The organism is Pseudomonas sp. BF-R-30 (genome assembly GCF_019956175.1).
Classification (GTDB): domain Bacteria; phylum Pseudomonadota; class Gammaproteobacteria; order Pseudomonadales; family Pseudomonadaceae; genus Aquipseudomonas; species Aquipseudomonas jessenii.
The window spans coordinates 151,987-170,017 of record NZ_JAHBDE010000003.1; the positions used below are offsets into that span (position 1 = coordinate 151,987).

18 protein-coding genes and 1 pseudogene are annotated in these 18,031 nt (G+C 56.6%); 12 read left to right on the forward strand and 7 right to left on the reverse strand.

From position 1 onward, the window contains the following. Positions 1 to 201: 201 nt before the first annotated feature. A complete protein-coding gene (locus KGB20_RS02345; protein ID WP_223531971.1) occupies positions 202 to 1,632 on the reverse strand; it encodes an IS1182 family transposase in 1,431 nt (476 codons plus the stop codon). Between the two features lie 332 nt (positions 1,633 to 1,964). Here KGB20_RS02345 and KGB20_RS02350 point away from each other — a divergent pair, with 332 nt between their 5' ends. Next, a complete protein-coding gene (locus KGB20_RS02350) occupies positions 1,965 to 2,414 on the forward strand; it encodes an antitoxin Xre/MbcA/ParS toxin-binding domain-containing protein (protein WP_223531973.1) in 450 nt (149 codons plus the stop codon). Positions 2,415 to 2,672: 258 nt separating this feature from the next. On the opposite strand, the gene KGB20_RS02355 is transcribed toward KGB20_RS02350, so the two are convergent. Next, positions 2,673 to 2,957, reverse strand: coding sequence for a helix-turn-helix domain-containing protein (locus tag KGB20_RS02355; RefSeq protein WP_019649822.1), 285 nt, complete (start codon positions 2,955 to 2,957; stop codon positions 2,673 to 2,675). A gap of 84 nt (positions 2,958 to 3,041) precedes the next feature. On the opposite strand from KGB20_RS02355, the gene KGB20_RS02360 reads away from it, so the two are divergent. From KGB20_RS02360 to katG, 7 genes and pseudogenes are all read left to right on the forward strand, one after another. Continuing rightward, the gene (locus KGB20_RS02360; RefSeq protein ID WP_223531975.1) at positions 3,042 to 3,569 is read left to right on the forward strand and encodes a hypothetical protein; all 528 of its coding nucleotides are present in this window, start codon (positions 3,042 to 3,044) and stop codon (positions 3,567 to 3,569) included. A gap of 531 nt (positions 3,570 to 4,100) precedes the next feature. Beyond that, positions 4,101 to 4,931: an inositol monophosphatase family protein gene (locus KGB20_RS02365; RefSeq protein WP_223531977.1), complete on the forward strand. Its 831-nt coding sequence runs from the start codon at positions 4,101 to 4,103 to the stop codon at positions 4,929 to 4,931. Between the two features lie 132 nt (positions 4,932 to 5,063). Then, a complete protein-coding gene (locus KGB20_RS02370; protein ID WP_223531979.1) occupies positions 5,064 to 5,639 on the forward strand; it encodes a hypothetical protein in 576 nt (191 codons plus the stop codon). Between the two features lie 44 nt (positions 5,640 to 5,683). Further along, positions 5,684 to 5,960, forward strand: a pseudogene (locus KGB20_RS02375) (IS3 family transposase); the annotation flags it as partial. A gap of 388 nt (positions 5,961 to 6,348) precedes the next feature. After that, positions 6,349 to 8,406, forward strand: coding sequence for a carbon starvation CstA family protein (locus KGB20_RS02380; RefSeq protein ID WP_090456291.1), 2,058 nt, complete (start codon positions 6,349 to 6,351; stop codon positions 8,404 to 8,406). A gap of 2 nt (positions 8,407 to 8,408) precedes the next feature. Then, positions 8,409 to 8,606, forward strand: a complete 198-nt coding sequence (locus KGB20_RS02385) for a YbdD/YjiX family protein (protein WP_007976534.1) — start codon at positions 8,409 to 8,411, stop codon at positions 8,604 to 8,606. Between the two features lie 314 nt (positions 8,607 to 8,920). Next, on the forward strand, positions 8,921 to 11,134 hold the full coding sequence (gene katG, locus KGB20_RS02390) for a catalase/peroxidase HPI (RefSeq protein WP_154862041.1): 2,214 nt from the start codon (positions 8,921 to 8,923) through the stop codon (positions 11,132 to 11,134). A gap of 408 nt (positions 11,135 to 11,542) precedes the next feature. Here the strand turns inward: katG and alr are convergent, their stop codons facing one another. Then, complete coding sequence (gene alr / locus KGB20_RS02395; RefSeq protein ID WP_223531981.1) at positions 11,543 to 12,772, reverse strand: alanine racemase; 1,230 nt, start codon at positions 12,770 to 12,772, stop codon at positions 11,543 to 11,545. 343 nt (positions 12,773 to 13,115) lie between these two features. On the opposite strand from alr, the gene KGB20_RS02400 reads away from it, so the two are divergent. Beyond that, positions 13,116 to 13,349, forward strand: coding sequence for a hypothetical protein (locus KGB20_RS02400; RefSeq protein ID WP_154862039.1), 234 nt, complete (start codon positions 13,116 to 13,118; stop codon positions 13,347 to 13,349). Then, a complete protein-coding gene (locus tag KGB20_RS02405) occupies positions 13,333 to 13,491 on the forward strand; it encodes a hypothetical protein (RefSeq protein ID WP_223531983.1) in 159 nt (52 codons plus the stop codon). The genes KGB20_RS02400 and KGB20_RS02405 overlap by 17 nt, the downstream gene beginning before the upstream one ends. Positions 13,492 to 13,538: 47 nt before the next feature. Here the strand turns inward: KGB20_RS02405 and KGB20_RS02410 are convergent, their stop codons facing one another. Further along, a complete protein-coding gene (locus KGB20_RS02410; RefSeq protein ID WP_154862037.1) occupies positions 13,539 to 13,952 on the reverse strand; it encodes a DoxX family protein in 414 nt (137 codons plus the stop codon). A 270-nt stretch (positions 13,953 to 14,222) separates the two neighbouring features. Beyond that, positions 14,223 to 14,855 (reverse strand): isochorismatase family cysteine hydrolase, encoded by a 633-nt coding sequence (locus KGB20_RS02415; RefSeq protein WP_223531985.1) that lies wholly within the window; start codon positions 14,853 to 14,855, stop codon positions 14,223 to 14,225. Between the two features lie 99 nt (positions 14,856 to 14,954). On the opposite strand from KGB20_RS02415, the gene KGB20_RS02420 reads away from it, so the two are divergent. Next, entirely contained in the window at positions 14,955 to 15,470 is a 516-nt protein-coding gene (locus KGB20_RS02420; protein ID WP_223531987.1) for a winged helix-turn-helix transcriptional regulator, read from the forward strand. 183 nt (positions 15,471 to 15,653) lie between these two features. Continuing rightward, positions 15,654 to 16,106, forward strand: a complete 453-nt coding sequence (locus tag KGB20_RS02425; protein WP_223531989.1) for a cupin domain-containing protein — start codon at positions 15,654 to 15,656, stop codon at positions 16,104 to 16,106. 169 nt (positions 16,107 to 16,275) lie between these two features. Here KGB20_RS02425 and KGB20_RS02430 read toward each other — a convergent pair whose 3' ends face one another. Both KGB20_RS02430 and KGB20_RS02435 read right to left on the reverse strand, forming a co-directional pair. After that, positions 16,276 to 16,695 carry an organic hydroperoxide resistance protein gene (locus KGB20_RS02430; RefSeq protein ID WP_090456278.1) on the reverse strand — a complete coding sequence of 140 codons (420 nt, stop codon included), beginning with the start codon at positions 16,693 to 16,695 and terminating at the stop codon, positions 16,276 to 16,278. Positions 16,696 to 16,927: 232 nt separating this feature from the next. Beyond that, complete coding sequence (locus KGB20_RS02435) at positions 16,928 to 17,812, reverse strand: LysR family transcriptional regulator (protein ID WP_223531991.1); 885 nt, start codon at positions 17,810 to 17,812, stop codon at positions 16,928 to 16,930. Positions 17,813 to 18,031: the final 219 nt, after the last annotated feature.

Below are 18,031 nucleotides of genomic sequence, written 5' to 3' on the forward strand. Positions count from 1 at the left end.
GCTATGGGTGGGAAATTGCATCTCACCAACGGCAGCTATTGGCCCAGAGTGTGTAAAAACGCTCATAACCTGATCGTCTTGGGTCATTGACGTTCGTTGGTTGAGCGATCGCACGGCCAATGCTTCGAGTCGCATCGGTCGCGACCTGGAACACGTAACGCTGTTTTTACAGCCTCTGGGATGGGCCAAAACCAGCCTTTTTTATGCCGACAGCGCCTTCATCAAACCGTTAGCACCAATGATTTTCATGACCCGTTTCAAGTTGTAGGCGAGCACATTCAAGCTCATCTCTGCGCTCACCCCGGCCAGCTTTCGCGTCAGGAAGTGCGTTGCACCCATCCATTGTTTGAGCGTCCCGAAGGGATGCTCAACGGTCCGTTTTCGGACTCGCATCATCTCTGGTGCTTTGCTCAGCCGAAGCTGCATCTCCTCCAATACGTCTTCATGCTCCCAGCGTCGAACTCGTCGTTCCGTGCTCGGTGTGCACTGCAATTTCAACGCGCAGCCCTGGCATTTCGAACTCCAGTAACGATGCAACTTCAGGCCTTTTTCAACGTAGGAGTAGTGCCAGATCAGCGCCTCTCCAGCCGGGCAAATGTATTCGTTTTTTGCCGCGTCATAGACGAAGGCATCGTTATTGAAACGCCCGTCAGCCTTGGCTCCAGAGGTCATCGGTTTGGGCACATAGGCGGTGATGCCGGCATCGTGACAAGCCAGGATTTGTTCGCTTTTGAAATAACCTCGGTCCGCCACCACCGACAACGTTTCTGACGCTATCGCCTCGCGGGCCTGCTTGGCCATTGAACTGAGTTGATCGCGGTCGGAACCGACGTTGGTCACCTCATGTGCAACGATCAAATGGTGCTGAGTATCGACCGCTGTCTGCACGTTGTAGCCGACGATTCCTGTGCCGCGCGTCATCATGGAACGGGCGTCTGGATCGGTCAGTGAGACCTGTTTATCCGGCGATTCATTGAGCTGGATTTCGATCGCCTGAAGCTCCTTCATTTGAGTTTTGAGCTTGGCGATTTTCTCTTCCAGCCGCCCGGCACTGGGCTCGGAAGCTGTGGGTTCTTGCCGATCGGCAGCATCGAGTGCCGCCAGGTAACGGTTGATGCTCGATTCAATTTCTTCCATGCGCCGCTTCAGTTTGGCGCTGGTGAAATTGCGGTCGCGGTTGTTGACTGCTTTGAATTTACTGCCATCAATGGCGACCAGATTTTCTCCAAACAGTCCCAACTGCTGACACAGCACAACGAACTGGCGACAGACGCCTCGGATGGCCTTGCTGTTGTCTTTTCGGAAGTTAGCGATGGTCTTGAAGTCCGGCATCAAACGCCCGGTCAACCACATCAGTTCGACGTTGCGCTGGGCTTCTCGTTCCAGCCGCCGGCTCGACTGGATGCGGTTGAGATAGCCGTAGATGTAGATCTTCAGCAGGATCGCGGGGTGGTAAGCCGGCCGGCCAGTATCGGCTGGAATGGCACCTTCAAAACCCAGATTGACCAGGTCGAGTTCGTCGACGAAGACGTCGACTACCCGCACCGGATTGGTATCGCTGACGTAGTCGTCGAGGCTCTCGGGAAGTAAGGTGCCTTGGCCTCGATGTTCACCTTGGATAAAGCGCTTCATGGGCGATCCCTGCGATGAAATCATCAAAAATCATAGCAAGGGTTCGCGCAGGCGTTTTTACACACTCTGGGCCGTTCTCTGCCGGTCATGTCTCCACAAATCTTGCTGGTCAAATACAGTGCACATGACTGGTCAGGACGAATGCAAATGGGTGGGCAAGTCCGTGCAGTTACCCACTGTGCTATGAAGATGGCCGAGAGCAAAATTCTCATGCTCTGAGGAATCCATTCAAAGCATCTGGTCAAGTCCCATGCAAACAGCTGGTCAGGTCCAATGCAAATGGGTGGTCATATGCAATGCAAACGGGTGGTCAAGTAGGGTGCAATTTCGCAATGTTTGCTGAAATTCTGCGCGAGAATGCCTATGGTGCCTACCGTGTGCGGCTGGAAGCACTTCTCTACATCCCAACGGACGCTTCAGATCAGGATATCCATGAACTGATCGAGGCGGGTTTCTCGGCTGGTAGTGTCAAAGCCCTTTGCGACCTTGGCGCAATAAGCTCGCTAGAGCGCGATCAGATCATTCCACTCAAAGCTCTCAAAACGAGGTTGGCGCGCGGCCAACGATTGACGGTGGAGGAGAGCGATCGCCTGTTCCGTGTTGCACACATCATGGCCATGGCCCAGACGCTCTTCGGGGACGACGAAAAGGCCAAGCACTGGCTCTCCAAGTCCAAGGATCGCTTTTCGGGCAAAAGCCCTATTGCGATGCTTTCCACCACCCAGGGCACCCGACTGATTGAGGAGCTGCTGATTCAGATAGCAGAAGGGTTTGCATTTTGATCCTATGGCGCATTGGTACCTTTGCAAATATCACAGGCCGCGGGGGAAGGGCTGGTCAACGTTAGGGGTATATCGCCGGAAAACCAATCGTTTACCTAGCCTGCATGCCATCGGGGCCATGTTGGAGATTTTTGTATACCTTGAGTACTGAATAGGGAACTTCCCTAAAACACTCAATTTGCTCAAGGTCGAGATCACTTGACTCAGTACGAGACGCCAGACAACGCTCTGCAATAGTTCGACATCACCGGCGCTTAGCTAAGAGTTTTGGTCTGTATTGATCTCGCGTCGAATTCGTTCAAGCAGCGAGTCCAAATCTGTATCCGGATCGAGGAGCAAAAAGCTCTCAAGGAGGAGAGTGAGTGGATGCACACCCATTCTGTCGGCAAGCTCCGATGCCTTTTCCAATGTAACGTTCTTAAGGCCGCGCTCAAGCGTACTCAAATATGTCCTGCTACTGACGATTCCAAAATCTTCTTGGGTCAAACCCCGGCGAAGCCGTGTGTTACGTAACGCAATGGCAAACGCTTCCTTCAGTTCCATTTTGCATAACCCACAAAAGGAACGATGAAGCCTTTTTGAGCTCTATAGAGCTACAATCTATAGTGTTCATTTTGAGAGGGACTTATGCCCGCACTTCAGATTAGCGCCCGTCAGTTATCTGCGACGAGTAATGAGCACAGTCCTTCAACCATGCTGATAGTCGCGGTGGCGAACGTTGCGCAGCCGGAGCAGGGCATAGAGATAGTCAAACGGTTCTCCGGCCAACAGCTGATCGACCTGTTCAACGAAATGGATCGGCCTGATTCAGATAAGGCCATCGTTGGTGTCCTGCTGGCAATTCCTCCAAAACTTAACGGCTCTCCGCGTTGGATCGCTGAGAATGTGCTTAATGTTGGCCGAGTCGAGCTAAGGTTGGCGGATAACACTTGCTTGGATACATACGCCTACCGGCTTGCTTCAAAAGCTGTATTCAGAGACAACGCTAAGGTCGACCCAGCAGATATCCTGGGCTGGAGATCACTCTATGAAACGTCCAATGCGGATGGTGACGATGACCCAGAGCTTGTCGCCCATCAAACATGGTTGTCTATCGTCATTACTCGAATGGTCAACGCAGTAAATCTACCTGATGACGAGGATGCCCCTGAGTAGTTGTCGCTTCTCCATTGGTACCGTAGCTCAATCCCAACGGAGACATTTTTGTAGATCAAACCGGGGAGGAGGGTACGGATTCTTCTGGCTTTCAAACTTATCGACCTCCACGCTAATCATCGCTGCCGGCGTTAGGCCACGACGAGCGCAACGACGAAGCCCCCTTACCCAACAGTGTTCACGAGAGGCGGCCATGAAAGGAAGGCGTAAAGTCAAAACGTCTAAGTGGTTTTTAAAGGCTCAATTTGAGGCCGAAGCTCAGCGCATGATGGCAAATAGATCTAATGAAGTAGCACATAGATTTCTTGATGCGGCCTCGCAATTCGGAATAGAACATGAACCTACTGGGCACCTTGCGGGCGGCTAGCATAACCCTAATCCTCAAGGTGACCGAAGCTCCACACGCCTATTTTCGACCCGTTACATGTGGTCAGATAATGCCCCCAGGATGCATAGACAAATCTGAATTGCCTAGCTGACAGCCTAACCCTCATCAAGCGTCCCAGTATTTCTTCCGATATTGAGAGCCCCATGCACAAATCAGATCTTCCAGTGCTACTCACTCAGACTATCGAGGTAGTTATCCGCGCGGGGCAGCTACTTATTGCGGAATGGGCGAGGGTGAATGGACCACGAGGGAAGGGCGATAAGGCCATAGTAGACATAGAAATCGAACGCGTTCTACGCCAGCAACTTCTAGGACTTTTTTCTTGTGACTTCTGGGGCGAGGAAACCGGACATAGCCTTACGGGACATTCCTGGTGTTGGGTCGTCGATCCTAATGACGGTACGAGTGATTTTCTCAAAGGTCTCAAAGGGTCTGCCATTTCTGTCGGCCTCCTGCATAAGCAAATTCCGGTGTTGGGCGTGGTCTACGCACCAGTCACTGTTGAGGGCTCGCCTGATTGCATCGCCTGGTCTGAGGGACTACCCGATTTGTTACGCAATGGACAGCCAGTAGCAAGAAAGCTCTCTGGACTGGCATTGTCGAGTAGCTCCTACGTGATGGTGAGTGCCGCCGCGATTTTCAAGCCAGAGATCAATCGTGAGCTCTGTACCCCCAGCAGTTTTGTTGCGATGCCCTCAATTGCCTATAGGCTTGCAAAAGTCGCCGCAGGAGATGGCGTCTGCGGAGTTTCTCTGTACGCGGCTTCTGCACATGACGTCGTTGCAGGACACGCGTTGTTGCGAGGTGCGGGTGGCATTTTGCTCAATGAAAATGGTGAGTCAATTTGCTATGTAACAGAAGCAAACATGCAGACGGTCTCAAGACGCTGCTTCGGAGGATCAGAGATCGCGTGTCGGACATTGGTGGCTCGAGATTGGAATCGTATTTTCACAGCGAAGGAGAGCCAAGCTTAAATCATTGAATTTAGCGTTTATAATCAAGCCATACCAATGTTGACGCCTGAGGTGTCAGGCAATTTTCCCGCTGCTCACCAGCAGCGCGCTTCGTGCATCAGGAGAATTGGAAGGTAACTAGGAGGCCAACCCATGACGATTGATCCCGATAAAGATGTCAAAGCTAGCGCGATTGAGGCATTCAGTCGGGTCGAGAGCTCAGCTCCTGCGGGTAAACCACTAAAGGAACATGGAATAGACGTGTGTCCTCGCCCAGGGGCGGCGCCTGCAGGAAGAAAAGAAAAGCGTCGGACTATCGAAGAAAGAGAAGATGAGATGGCTGCCCTTGCCAGAGCTCATATTCTGACATGCGGAGACTTCCTGCTAGTTCAGGAACTAGCTAACCATCTGGGTATTCACGTTGAGCTCCTGAGTCCCGCACTCAAGGAGTGGGAAGCGGACCACCGAATTTTCTCGATCGATCACGATGGTTGCAGGTCTTTTCCAGTATACGCCTTCCCATCGCAAGGCGGCGCCAGCCCGATTCCCGGGCTTAGAGATGTATTATCTGTTCTCTGTCCTATGAAAGATGGATGGGGAGTTTCATTCTGGTTTATCTCTCCCAACGGATGGCTTGGAGGTAAGCGCCCACAGGATCTGCTTTCCACCGACCCAAACCGCGTGGTATTAGCTGCACAGGAAGAGGCTAGGGGTGTCATGCATGGCTAAGTCCGCGAGCGCCTCGCCATAGGAGGTCACATAATCCCGCGGTATCCAGGAACACCCACCTTGAGCGGGAAAAATCGATATTAAAAAGGCTACCGAGCTCTTGATGTCGGAAGATAACGAGCGACCGCGCTGATCAAACAGTTGAGCGTCCATAAGCCGATTGATTGGCCGTGCAAAGTGTTTGATATCACCCACTCAACCTACCACGCCCACCGCCTCAGGCGCCGAAAGCCCGGTGTCGAAATGCCTCGGTTGTGCAGCCGTATAAAAGAACTGTTCTCGTTAAATCGCAGTGCTGCCGGCAGCCGTAGCGAGCTACTCACGACTAAAAGTCCATCTTTTGTGACGCATCCGACGGAAACTCCATGAATCCGTTCGAGCGCGACGAAAAGTCCAGAATTTCTGTCTTATTGGGATTCTGGAAGCCTTAAAAATGGGTAAATAGTCCAAGATTTCTGTCGATGCGGGGCCGCTCTCAGTTCTAATGTCATCACTCTCATTTCTAATGATCACCTACGACCGCCTTCGCGAGCAAGCCCGCTCCCACAGGGAGATCGGCGTCATCTACGTAGAACTACGTAGACGCCACGTACGTAGTAACGCGGATTTATTTGTGGACGACATGCGCAGATATTGGGCCAGCTCCGCACTGCGGACACAATTATAAAAATTACCGCCGCAGTCACTGGCTGTCGGCAGGAGACACGCTATGCCCCGTCTGGCTAAACACCTCGCCTGGTTTGCCGTGGCTGTCCTGGGAGCGATTGCGCTGAGTGTCGTGGCCCTGCGCCGCGGCGAAGCGATCAACGCCCTGTGGATCGTAGTCGCAGCCGTCGCCATCTACCTCGTTGCCTACCGCTACTACAGCCTGTTCATCGCCAACAAAGTGATGCAACTCGACCCCAATCGAGCCACTCCGGCTGTGCTCAATAACGATGGTCTGGACTACGTGCCGACCAACAAACATGTCCTGTTCGGTCACCACTTCGCGGCCATTGCCGGTGCAGGTCCGCTGGTCGGCCCGGTGTTGGCGGCGCAGATGGGCTACCTGCCCGGCACGCTGTGGCTGATCGCCGGCGTGGTGCTGGCCGGTGCGGTGCAGGACTTCATGGTCCTGTTCATGTCCACCCGCCGCAACGGTCGTTCCCTGGGCGACATGGTCCGTGAGGAAATGGGCCGCATCCCCGGCACCATCGCGCTGTTCGGCTGCTTCCTGATCATGGTCATCATCCTCGCGGTGCTGGCGCTGATCGTGGTGAAGGCCCTGGCCGAAAGCCCTTGGGGCATTTTCACGGTAATGGCGACCATCCCGATCGCGATGTTCATGGGCATCTACATGCGCTACATCCGCCCGGGTCGCATTGGTGAAATCTCGGTGATCGGCGTGCTGTTGCTGCTGGGCTCGATCTGGCTCGGCGGGCAGATTGCCGCGGATCCGGTGTGGGCCAAGGCCTTTACCTTTACCGGTATCCAGATCACCTGGATGCTGATCGGCTACGGTTTTGTCGCGGCGGTACTGCCGGTGTGGCTGATCCTGGCACCCCGTGACTATCTCTCCACCTTCCTGAAAATCGGCACCATCGTCGCCCTGGCGATTGGCATCCTGGTGACCATGCCCGAGCTGAGAATGCCGGCCCTGACCCAGTTCGTCGACGGCACCGGTCCGGTTTGGAAGGGCGGTCTGTTCCCGTTCCTGTTCATCACCATCGCCTGTGGCGCGGTCTCCGGTTTCCACTCGCTGATTGCTTCCGGCACCACGCCCAAGCTGCTCGCCAGTGAGGGGCATGCCCGCTACATCGGTTACGGCGGCATGCTAATGGAGTCGTTCGTCGCCATCATGGCCATGGTTGCCGCGTCGGTGATCGATCCGGGTGTGTATTTCGCCATGAACAGCCCGGCCGCTGTAGTCGGTGCCGATGCGGTGACCGTTGCGCAAACCGTCAGCAGTTGGGGCTTCGCCATTACCCCGGAAGCCTTGCAAGCCGTAGCCCATGACATCGGTGAAACCACCATCCTGGCCCGTGCCGGTGGTGCGCCGACCCTGGCGGTCGGTATCGCGCAGATCCTGCACAGTGTTCTGCCGGGTGAAAACACTATGGCGTTCTGGTACCACTTCGCGATCCTGTTCGAAGCGCTGTTCATCCTCACCGCAGTGGATGCCGGTACCCGTGCCGGTCGCTTCATGCTCCAGGACTTGCTCGGCTCTTTCGTGCCGGCGCTCAAACGCACCGAATCCTGGACCGCCAACCTGGTGGCCACCGCCGGTTGCGTGGCCATGTGGGGTTATCTGCTGTACCAGGGCGTGATCGATCCACTGGGTGGCATCAACACCCTGTGGCCGCTGTTCGGTATCTCCAACCAGATGCTGGCCGGTATCGCGCTGATGCTCGGCACCGTGGTGCTGATCAAGATGAAGCGCCAGCGTTATGTGTGGGTGACCTTGCTGCCGGCCGTATGGCTGCTGATCTGCACCACCACCGCCGGCTTCATCAAGCTGTTCGACGCCAACCCGGCGATCGGCTTCCTGGCCCTGGCGAAGAAGTACAGCGATGCGCTGGCCAATGGTCAGGTGCTGGCCCCGGCCAAGAGCATCGACCAGATGCAGCATGTGATCTTCAACGCCTACACCAACGCGACCCTGACTGCGCTGTTCCTGTTCGTGGTGTTCAGCATCCTGTTCTTTGCGCTCAAGGTCGGCATCGCTGCCTGGGGCACCAAGGAACGCACGGATAAAGAAGCGCCATATCAAGCGCTGCCGGATGCCTGATCATGTTCAATGACCTGAGTCGCCTCGGTAAATACCTCGGTCAGGCCGCGCGCCTGATGGTCGGCATGCCCGACTACGACAACTACGTCGAGCATATGCAGACCAAGCACCCGGACAAACCGGTGATGGACTACGAGGCGTTCTTCCGCGAGCGCCAGGAGGCCCGTTACGGCAGTAAAGCCGGACCGAAGTGCTGTTGAGTGACATAAAAAAACCGGCTGAAAGGCCGGTTTTTTATTGAATACAGGAATGCCCTGATGACAACATCCTTGCAGCCAATGCTGCTCATCCACTGTGCAACTCGTTACTGATTTGAACTGTTTATCAGCTATCTCCAAAGATGGAGCGACAGTTTCCCCGACCGGGACTTTAATGGAGGGTCTGGAGCGACTGATCGCGGGGCTGTCATAGCCTCAAGGCTATGGATCCCATACCGAAAAGCTATTTCATCAATCGGTGATCCGGAGCCACGCTCAAAGGTGGTTAGCTGAAAACAAAATCAAGAGGAGATGCCATGTCAACTGAATCGAAATGCCCGTTCAATCACGCCGCTGGCGGTGGCACGACGAACCGCGACTGGTGGCCGAACCAACTGAACCTGAAGATCTTGAGTCAACACTCGCCCAAGTCTGACCCGCTGGGAGGCGACTTCAACTACGCCGAAGCCTTCAAGAGCCTGGACTTCCAGGCGCTGAAAAACGACCTGACTGCGCTGATGACCGATTCCCAGGATTGGTGGCCAGCGGACTTCGGTCACTATGGGCCTTTCTTTATCCGCATGTCCTGGCACGCCGCAGGCACCTATCGCACCGGTGACGGTCGAGGTGGTGCCGGTTCCGGCCAGCAACGTTTTGCGCCGCTCAACAGCTGGCCGGACAACGTCAGCCTCGACAAGGCCCGTCGGCTGCTCTGGCCGGTCAAGCAAAAGTACGGCAACAAAATCTCCTGGGCCGACCTGATCGTCCTCGCCGGCAACGTCGCACTGGAATCCATGGGCTTCAAGACCTTTGGTTTTTCCGCTGGCCGCCCCGATGTCTGGGAACCGGACGAAGACGTCTACTGGGGGGCTGAAGGCAAGTGGCTGGGTGGCGACGTGCGTTATGGCAAGGATGCCGGGCAAAATCCCGTAGAGCGCACTCTGGAAACCCCCCTCGCAGCCGTGCAGATGGGCCTGATCTACGTAAACCCGGAGGGCCCTGAAGGCAACTCCGATCCGGTTTCCGCCGGGATAGATATCCGTGAAACCTTTGCGCGCATGGCAATGAACGATGAGGAAACCGTCGCGCTGATCGCGGGCGGTCACGCCTTCGGCAAAACCCACGGTGCGGGTCCCGTCGATCATGTCGGACCTGAGCCCGAAGCCGCCGGCCTCGAACTGCAAGGCCTGGGCTGGAAGAGCACGTTCGGTACCGGTAAAGGTGGCGACACCATCTCCAGCGGCCTGGAAGTCACCTGGACGACCACGCCAACCCAGTGGAGCAACAACTACCTGGAGAACCTGTTCGGTTACGAATGGGAACTGACCAAGAGCCCGGCGGGGGCAAACCAGTGGAAGCCGAAAAACGGCGCGGGTGCCGGCACCATTCCGGATGCACACGATCCGTCCAGACGGCGCGATCCGACCATGCTGACCACGGACCTGTCGCTACGCTTCGACCCGATCTATGAACCGATTTCGCGGCGCTTCCTGGCCAATCCAGACCAGTTGGCCGACGCGTTCGCCCGTGCCTGGTACAAGCTGATTCACCGTGACATGGGTCCGCTCTCACGCTACTTCGGCCCGGAAATGCCGAACGAAGAACTGCTGTGGCAAGACCCGATCCCTGCCGTCGATCATCCGCTGGTCAATGACAGTGACGTGGCGGGCCTGAAAAGCAAGGTGCTGGCGTCCGGCCTGTCGGTCTCGCAGCTTGTATCTACAGCTTGGGCGGCGGCTTCCAGCTTCCGTGGCTCCGACAAGCGCGGCGGTGCCAACGGCGGGCGTCTGCGCCTGGCACCGCAAAAGTCCTGGGAGGCCAACCAGCCAGAGCAACTGGCCAATGTGCTGGCCAAACTCGAAGGCATCCAGAACGAGTTCAATAGCGCGCAAACCGATGGCAAGAAAATCTCCCTGGCCGACCTGATCGTGCTCGCCGGTGGCGCGGGTGTCGAACAGGCTGCGAAAAACGCCGGCCACAGTGTGACGGTGCCGTTCAGCCCGGGACGCATGGACGCCAGCCAGGAACAGACCGATGTCGAGTCCTTCGGATTCCTTGAACCGATTGCCGACGGCTTCCGTAATTACCTGAAGCAACAGTACCGGGTGCCGGCCGAAAAATTGCTGATCGACAAGGCACAACTGCTGACGCTCAGTGCGCCGGAAATGACGGTATTGCTGGGTGGCTTGCGCGGGTTGGACATCAATGTCGGCCAGAGCAAACACGGTGTGTTCACCACGCGTCCGGAAGCCTTGACCAACGACTTCTTCACCAACCTGCTGGATATGGGCGTGGAGTGGAAGCCCGTGTCGGATGCCCAGCAAGAGTATGAAGGACGTGATCGCAAAACCGGTGCAGTGAAGTGGACGGGCACCCGGGTTGACCTGGTCTTTGGTTCCAATGCGCAGTTGCGTGCGCTGGCTGAAGTCTATGCCTGCGCCGATGCGCAGCAGAAGTTCGTCAAGGACTTCGTCGCTGCGTGGACCAAAGTGATGAATTTAGACCGGTTCGACTTAAACCGCACTGTCTAGAGGGGATGTTGTCATAACGCTGGTTGTTGATGTTTGGTGGGCTGGCATGGGTAGTTTTAATGTGGTTCCTGCAAGCTATGATCGATACACACACTCAACACAAAAACCCGGCCACCGTGCCGGGTTTTTGTTGCCCGTTCATCTGCTCGAATGCACCCTGCAATCCACACAGCTTCAAACCAATACGACTTGCACTGTGACAAGACGCCCGGTGGGATCGATCGGCGAGCCAAGTAAGTCGCGACACGTTTCGCGAATCGTAAGCGTCTGGCCAAGGCATGATGGTCACCTTCCGACAAGAGAAAGCGAGCTCTCTCCTGTCGGTCCCTTTCATACATTGGAGCTTGTCAGCGCTTGGCAAAGCTGTGCCCGAATGATCGCGCCCTGTGATTTACGATAATGGCGGGATTACTTCTCGACCAGTATTTTCGGGTTGGCACTGCCCCAGACGGTATAGAGGTCGGCCAGTAGCGCACCGTTGATCTCTTCGACTTCAGCCTGGCTGACCTCGCTTGCGCCTTGTTTGCCAAACAGCACTACTTCATCATCCGCCTTGACGTCGGGTGCATCCGTGACATCGACCATCACGGTGTTCATCGAAACCTTGCCTACCACCGGCACGCGATGACCATTGATCAACACCACGCCTTTATTGGTGAACACACGGCGATAGCCATCGGAGTAACCGACCGTGATATTGGCCAGTTTCGAATCACGTGTCAGTGTGAAGGTGCGGTCGTAACCCACTGTGTTTCCAGCGGGATAGTTATTGACCGAGGCGACATGCGACTTGAACTGCATCACGCGCCGATATTCAGTGCGCGAAATGACGGTATCGCCAAACAATGCGCCGCCCGTGCGCACCATGTCCAGGCGCGATTCGGGTACTTCCAGGGTGGCGAAGGAGTTGGCCGCGTGCAGGGTGATTTTCTTGCGATCGAGCTGGGCCACGTCCATCAGCCAGGCCGCTTGTTCGTTGAAGGTTGCCAGGCCCTTGCGTACATCGTCCTTATCTTCCACGGCGAAGTGGGTCATGATTGCGACCACTTCCAGATTCGGTACCTTTGTGATTGCCACGGCGTCTTTCTTGCCCTGTTCGGTGGCCATTTCCACGCCGTTACGGCTCATGCCGCTTGAGTTGAGACCGATGTGCACCTGCAGTTTGCGACCGTGTTTATGTGCAAGATCGGCCGCCTGGCGGGCGAAATCGAGGTTGCCAACCAGTTCCTCGACGTTGTACTGCAGAGCATTTTCCAGCTCCCCCAGGGAGGCGGTGCGAACACGGATTAACTGGCCTTTAAAACCGCTTTCGCGAACCACTCGCGCCTCTTCGTTACTGGCGACCGCTACACACGGTACACCCAGCGCGATCACTGAAGGCATCACCAACCCGATACCATGACCATAAGCGTCGGCTTTCAGTACCGCACAGAGTTTCGACTTGCCGGCCAGCTCGGCTTGCAGGGTACGGATATTGTGTTCTAACGCGGTCTTATTGATTTCTATCCAGGCATTACTGATTTGCGCAGTCAGCTCGGAGTTACCGCTAGCGAGTGACAGCGGCGGCGCCGCCTGGGCATTGCTCTGTAAAAAAACCAGGCCGAGGGACAACGCTAGAACAGTACGGGTAAAGGGCATTTGAAACTCTCCATGTAATCGGTCTTTTTATTATTCCGGTGCCGATTATTGGAAGGCGATGTAAGTTGCCGTTGTACGCCGGGTTCGAAGATGTAAAAACATGTAAGGAATTTGTTCGCGCTCAGCTTGGCCCTAAGCGATGGCATCAGGAAGGTTTGTTGCCAGAACGGTTACCGCACAACAGAAATTCATGTCGCGACATTGGAGAGGGCACGACCAACGCCACTCGCCTGCACGGGCACGCTCAGGTGCAGACCAACATCATGGTGAAGTGAACTGTTCAATGCTGTGGATTCATCTGTCTGCACCAGCTACTTTGAGATTTCACGCAAGGAGTTCGGACATGGCAGATAAATATGTTGGAAAAATAGTTGGGGTTGGCACAGATAACCAGGAATACGTGATTAACATCTATCAGGACGAGACCGTTGAGCGCTCGCCAACTGGCATGGTTCGACATGAAGGTCTGAAGCATTTCGAAATGCAATTTGGTGGTGCCGTGAATAAAATTTCCGAAACTGAGTACGAGATTGTCGCTACGGGAGTTAGGGTCACTGTGCATGATGGTGAAAGCTAAGAGGGTCGGCCTCTCATGCCTGACGGTGAAAGAGTTCGGCTTCATCGGCGTGCTCGGCGTAGAGCAGGCTCGTCAGCTTGGCAAGCGCTGGGCTGAGCGAAAGGCAGACGAGATCCAGTTCGCGACACGTTTCGCGAATTAGCAAATTGTGTCGCGGATACCGGGAAGGCTCGAGTGCTATTCGCGAAGCTATCTGCCATCAATCGAATACTTGCCAGGACCAGTAATGCCCAGCAGCAGCAAGCCGCCCATGATACTGAGGTTCTTGAAATATTGGGTCATGTTGGCCGCGCGCTCTGGGTCAACCATAGTCCAAAAGTGATGTCCGATTAGAGCAGTACCGAGTACGAACAAGACGTAGAGAAATGCGAGTGGGCGGGTGTAGAAACCCACGACTATCGCTATAGCGACAAAGAACTCCATGACGACCGCAATCCCCGCAGCGACCATGGGCATGGGCACGCCGAGAGAGCTCATGTAAGTAGCGGTACCGTCAAAGTTGGTCAGTTTGCCCCAGCCGGAAATGATGAAAAGGATCATCAGAAGGATGCGCGCGAGCAGGATGATCTCGTTTCTCTGATTCTCGAACAGGTTGTATCTCATGATTACCTTCCTTTTGTGATGGGCAGTTTTATATTAGCTGCCGCCTGGAAGTTCGCCTGGGCACGACAACGCACTCTCTTCTGGTAGGACTCTGAAGGATTCCCATGACAACCAAGCAACCCGACTGGGAGGCAATTGAACGTGCCTCCCGGGCCGGATTGCTTTCCACCCGTGAGATCGCATCTGCCCAGGGCATCACCCACGGTGCAATCAATAAGCGCGCCAAGCGTGATGGGTGGGAGCGAGACCTCAAGGTGCCGGTCAACAGCATCATTCACCTGCCTGTGCAAGCGCGGCAACCAGTTCATCGGTGGTCAGGATGGCGTGAGCGAAGGTCGGACCGTTCAGCTCATGGGCCGAATGCATCATCTCCTGCATGAAGGCCGCGGTCGCATCCCGCACCAGGGTGACGTGATAGCCGAGTTCCTGAGCGTAACGGGCGGTTGCCTCGATGCAGGTATTGGCCAGCAGGCCGACGATGATCACGTGGGTGATACCCTTTTGTTTGAGGCGAAAATCGAGGTCTGTATTGGCAAAACCGCTGGAGCCCCAATGTTCCTGCACGACGATGTCACCGTCCTTCGGCGCGAAGTCGGGGTGCCATTCGCCGCCCCATTCACCCCGTGCGAAGTGATGCATATGCATGACCTTGCACTGGGTGGGGCTTGGGTGATCCCAGTTTTCGTAGTCGCCTTTTTCCCAGCGGCGGTGCGGTACGATGACCACCGGGATGTTGAGCGCGCGAATGGTGCGATCAAGCGTGCGCAGGTTGTCGAGCAGGCCGACTTGCTTGGCCATTGGCTCGATCAAGGGGTAGATCTTTCCGCCCTCCGACAGAAAGTCGTTGTAGGGGTCGACCAGCAGATAGGCAGTCCGGTCAAGAGGGTAGGTGGCGTTGGGCATGACGGTTCTCCGCAAAACAATCCGTGGATGGTGAAGTGTAGTTGCTCAGGATTTACGTTGATATGATAATCATAGCAACTAGGAAAGAGGCAATGCCGCATGTCGGTGAAAACAACCGTTTCTGAAACCCTGTGTCCGATCTCCCGGGCCGAAGTCATCGTTGGCGACCGCTGGACGGTGCTGGTGTTGCGGGAGTTGTTCATGGGCAGCCATCGCTTTGATGACATCCAGGCGCAGACCGGCGCTACGCCGCAAATGGTCGCGGCGCGCTTGAAGAGCATGGAGGCCGACGGGCTCGTAGAGCGCCGCGCTTATAGTGAGCGGCCAAAACGCTACGAATATCACCTCACGGAAAAAGGCGACGCGTTCTACTCGGTGGTCCTGGCGTTGCGGGCCTGGGGTGAAACCTGGTGCAAGTCGCCCGAGGAAGGCCTGGCGGTGGTCTATACCCACCGCAGTTGTGGCGAGCCGGCCGGGCTCGGACCGATGTGCGCCCATTGCGGGCAGCCCTTGCGCCGCGCGGACCTGATCAGTGAGCCGAGTGCCGCCTATGTCGCCGAACGCAGCGCCCGGCGCGACGCTTTCAAGGGCAGTCGCGGGGCGGCGGGGGAATAAGACCAACGACGTGCCCGCAGCTGCGGGTTTGTATCCGCAGGTATCCGCAACGACCGCCGTTACCGGGGCATACAAAACCGCTGTTTCCCGACACCTGGGCGATACACGGCGGCCTTCAAATGGAACCACCGGCACCGCGCCACTTTCGGCGCGGCCTGGCGTGGTTCAATTGGAGGAAAGACAATGTTGCGTACCCACACCCGTCACACCCTCGGCAAGCTTGGTCTGGCTCTGGCCGCCGCTGGGCTCGCCACTGTAGCGAGTCTCTCTCAAGCCCAGGAAACACAGCCGGCCCCGGCGATGAAAAGCTGGCAGCAGGGCCTGCATCGCACCGACCTGGTACGCGAAGACCTGGGCGCCGCCGATCGCGAAGTCCTTCAGGTGCTCGTGGACTTCGATCCGGGCGTGACTTCGCCCAAACATGCTCACCCGGGCGTAGAGGTGGCGCACGTGATCAGCGGTACCTTTGAGTATCAACTGGAAGGTCGGGCACCGGTGACGCTCAAGGCCGGTGATTCGTTGTACATCCCTGACGGCGTCGCCCATGTGGCGAAGAACGTGGGTGGAGGCAAGGCCTCGGAACTGGCGACCTACATCGTGAAGAAAGGCGAACCGCTGCTGATCCTGAAGGAATAGTAGGAGCGAGCTTGCTCGCGATGGTCGTTAACGAAAACGCGCGCTTGCTGGCTATGCGCGGCGCTCTTGAGACCATCGCGAGCTCGCTCCTACACCTACAGCAATTGCGGTGTTCAAAAAGCCTGGCCTGACCGGTATCAAGACGTCAGGCCAGGCTTTTCCGCATCGGTCAAACCAGATTGATTTCGACGTCGATGTTGCCGCGGGTCGCTTTGGAGTACGGGCAAGTCTGATGCGCCATTTCCACCACCTTGCGTGCGATGGTCGGGTCCAGGCCCGGCAGGCTGACATTCAGACGGGCTTGAAGGAAGAAAGCGTTTTCGGACTTGCCCAGATCGATTTCGGCATCCACCGCAACGTCGTTCGGCAAGGCCACTTTCAGCGCGACGGATGCCTTGCCCATCGCCCCGATGAAACAAGCCGACCAACCCGCCGCCAGCAGTTGCTCAGGATTGGTGCCAGCACCTGAAGAGCCGGGAGGCGAAAGCTTGATGTCCAGACGTCCGTCGGTGCTGCGCGCCTGACCGTCGCGGCCGCCGGTGGTGTGGGTCTTGCCGGTGTACAGCACGGTATCGATTGCATTGATCATGGTGGTTTTTCCTGTCAGTGGGTCGCTGGAATGCTCGGAAAACCTGCGCTTTCCGATGCGCCACACTTTTTCATTTCCATGTACTGCACATATGTCCTGAACCTGGCGGATTTGTATCGCTGTGTAAGGTGGCCGGGGGGAAGTACAGTTCGATACAAACCACTTGAATGCCTCCGACTGGGGAGGGTGTGGCGGTCAAGCTTGGCGTTCCACACTCAGTTTCCCGGTGGTGTTATTGACTGCAAACCTCCCACACGCACCCGCGTAGCCAGCGATGGGCCGGGTCGGCGTCCATGCGCGGGTGCCACAGCATCGAAACCGTGATCGCCGGCGTGGGGAACGGCAGGGCAAAGCAATGCATTCCCTGGCACAGGTTGCCGACGTGCCGCTGCGGTACGCTGGCGACCAGGTCCGAAGCCCGCGCCAAAGCAATCGCCGAAGAGAAGCCAGCGACAATGGTGGCGATGTCGCGCGTCAGTCCCAGCTCATTCAAGGCATCGTCCATGACGCCTTTTTCGTGGCCCCGACGCGAGACCAGGATGTGCCGGGCGGCGGCATAACGAACCGCTGTCATCTCGCCTCGAGCCAGTGGATGACCCTTGCGCACCACGCCAATGAACCGGTCGCGAAACAGCATCCGGGTCCGCACTTCCGGGCTGGTCGATTCGCCGATCACACCGGTTTCCAGGTCCACCGAGCCGTCGCGCAGCAGGGTGCTGTCCTTGTTCAGCTTCTGCACGAAATTCAGGCGGACACCGGGTGCTTCCTGGTGGAGGCGGGCGATCAGTGGTGGTCCGAAATTTTCCACGAAGCCATCGCTGGTGCGCAGGGTGAAGGTGCGCGCCAGTTGATTGAGGTCCAGTGCCTCGGCGGGGCGCAGGACGGCTTCGGCATCCTGCACGAGTGCGCCGACGCGTTCACGCAGCTCCAGCGCCCGGGGCGTGGGAACCAGTCCGCGACCGGCCCGCACCAGCAGCGGATCACCCGTGGTTTCGCGCAACCGCGCCAGCGCCCGGCTCATGGCTGAGGGGCTCAGGCGCAAACGCTGCGCAGCGCGGGCCACGCTGCCTTCTTCGAGCAACACGTTCAGGGTGATCAGCAGATTCAGGTCTGGCATCGAATCAATTCCTGTGGGAGCGAGCCCTGTGGCGAGGGGGCTTGCCCCCGTTGGGTTGCGAAGCAGCCCCAAAATCTCTGATGCACCAAAGATCTTGTGAGTGCTACGCACTCAAACGGGGGCAAGCCCCCTCGCCACAGGGCTCGCTACCACATTTTTGAGTGTGGCGTTGTATGCACGTATAAAGTGCAAATGCTGCGTCTTCCGCCATGTTAGGTG

Excerpts from the sequence above, each read along its gene's own strand:
- KGB20_RS02345 (WP_223531971.1), bottom strand. The coding sequence starts at position 1,632 with ATGAAGCGCTTTATCCAAGGTGAACATCGAGGCCAAGGCACCTTACTT.
- KGB20_RS02350 (WP_223531973.1), top strand. The coding sequence starts at position 1,965 with ATGTTTGCTGAAATTCTGCGCGAGAATGCCTATGGTGCCTACCGTGTG.
- KGB20_RS02355 (WP_019649822.1), bottom strand. The coding sequence starts at position 2,957 with ATGGAACTGAAGGAAGCGTTTGCCATTGCGTTACGTAACACACGGCTT.
- KGB20_RS02360 (WP_223531975.1), top strand. The coding sequence starts at position 3,042 with ATGCCCGCACTTCAGATTAGCGCCCGTCAGTTATCTGCGACGAGTAAT.
- KGB20_RS02365 (WP_223531977.1), top strand. The coding sequence starts at position 4,101 with ATGCACAAATCAGATCTTCCAGTGCTACTCACTCAGACTATCGAGGTA.
- KGB20_RS02370 (WP_223531979.1), top strand. The coding sequence starts at position 5,064 with ATGACGATTGATCCCGATAAAGATGTCAAAGCTAGCGCGATTGAGGCA.
- KGB20_RS02380 (WP_090456291.1), top strand. The coding sequence starts at position 6,349 with ATGCCCCGTCTGGCTAAACACCTCGCCTGGTTTGCCGTGGCTGTCCTG.
- KGB20_RS02385 (WP_007976534.1), top strand. The coding sequence starts at position 8,409 with ATGTTCAATGACCTGAGTCGCCTCGGTAAATACCTCGGTCAGGCCGCG.
- katG (WP_154862041.1), top strand. The coding sequence starts at position 8,921 with ATGTCAACTGAATCGAAATGCCCGTTCAATCACGCCGCTGGCGGTGGC.
- alr (WP_223531981.1), bottom strand. The coding sequence starts at position 12,772 with ATGCCCTTTACCCGTACTGTTCTAGCGTTGTCCCTCGGCCTGGTTTTT.
- KGB20_RS02400 (WP_154862039.1), top strand. The coding sequence starts at position 13,116 with ATGGCAGATAAATATGTTGGAAAAATAGTTGGGGTTGGCACAGATAAC.
- KGB20_RS02405 (WP_223531983.1), top strand. The coding sequence starts at position 13,333 with ATGATGGTGAAAGCTAAGAGGGTCGGCCTCTCATGCCTGACGGTGAAA.
- KGB20_RS02410 (WP_154862037.1), bottom strand. The coding sequence starts at position 13,952 with ATGAGATACAACCTGTTCGAGAATCAGAGAAACGAGATCATCCTGCTC.
- KGB20_RS02415 (WP_223531985.1), bottom strand. The coding sequence starts at position 14,855 with ATGCCCAACGCCACCTACCCTCTTGACCGGACTGCCTATCTGCTGGTC.
- KGB20_RS02420 (WP_223531987.1), top strand. The coding sequence starts at position 14,955 with ATGTCGGTGAAAACAACCGTTTCTGAAACCCTGTGTCCGATCTCCCGG.
- KGB20_RS02425 (WP_223531989.1), top strand. The coding sequence starts at position 15,654 with ATGTTGCGTACCCACACCCGTCACACCCTCGGCAAGCTTGGTCTGGCT.
- KGB20_RS02430 (WP_090456278.1), bottom strand. The coding sequence starts at position 16,695 with ATGATCAATGCAATCGATACCGTGCTGTACACCGGCAAGACCCACACC.
- KGB20_RS02435 (WP_223531991.1), bottom strand. The coding sequence starts at position 17,812 with ATGCCAGACCTGAATCTGCTGATCACCCTGAACGTGTTGCTCGAAGAA.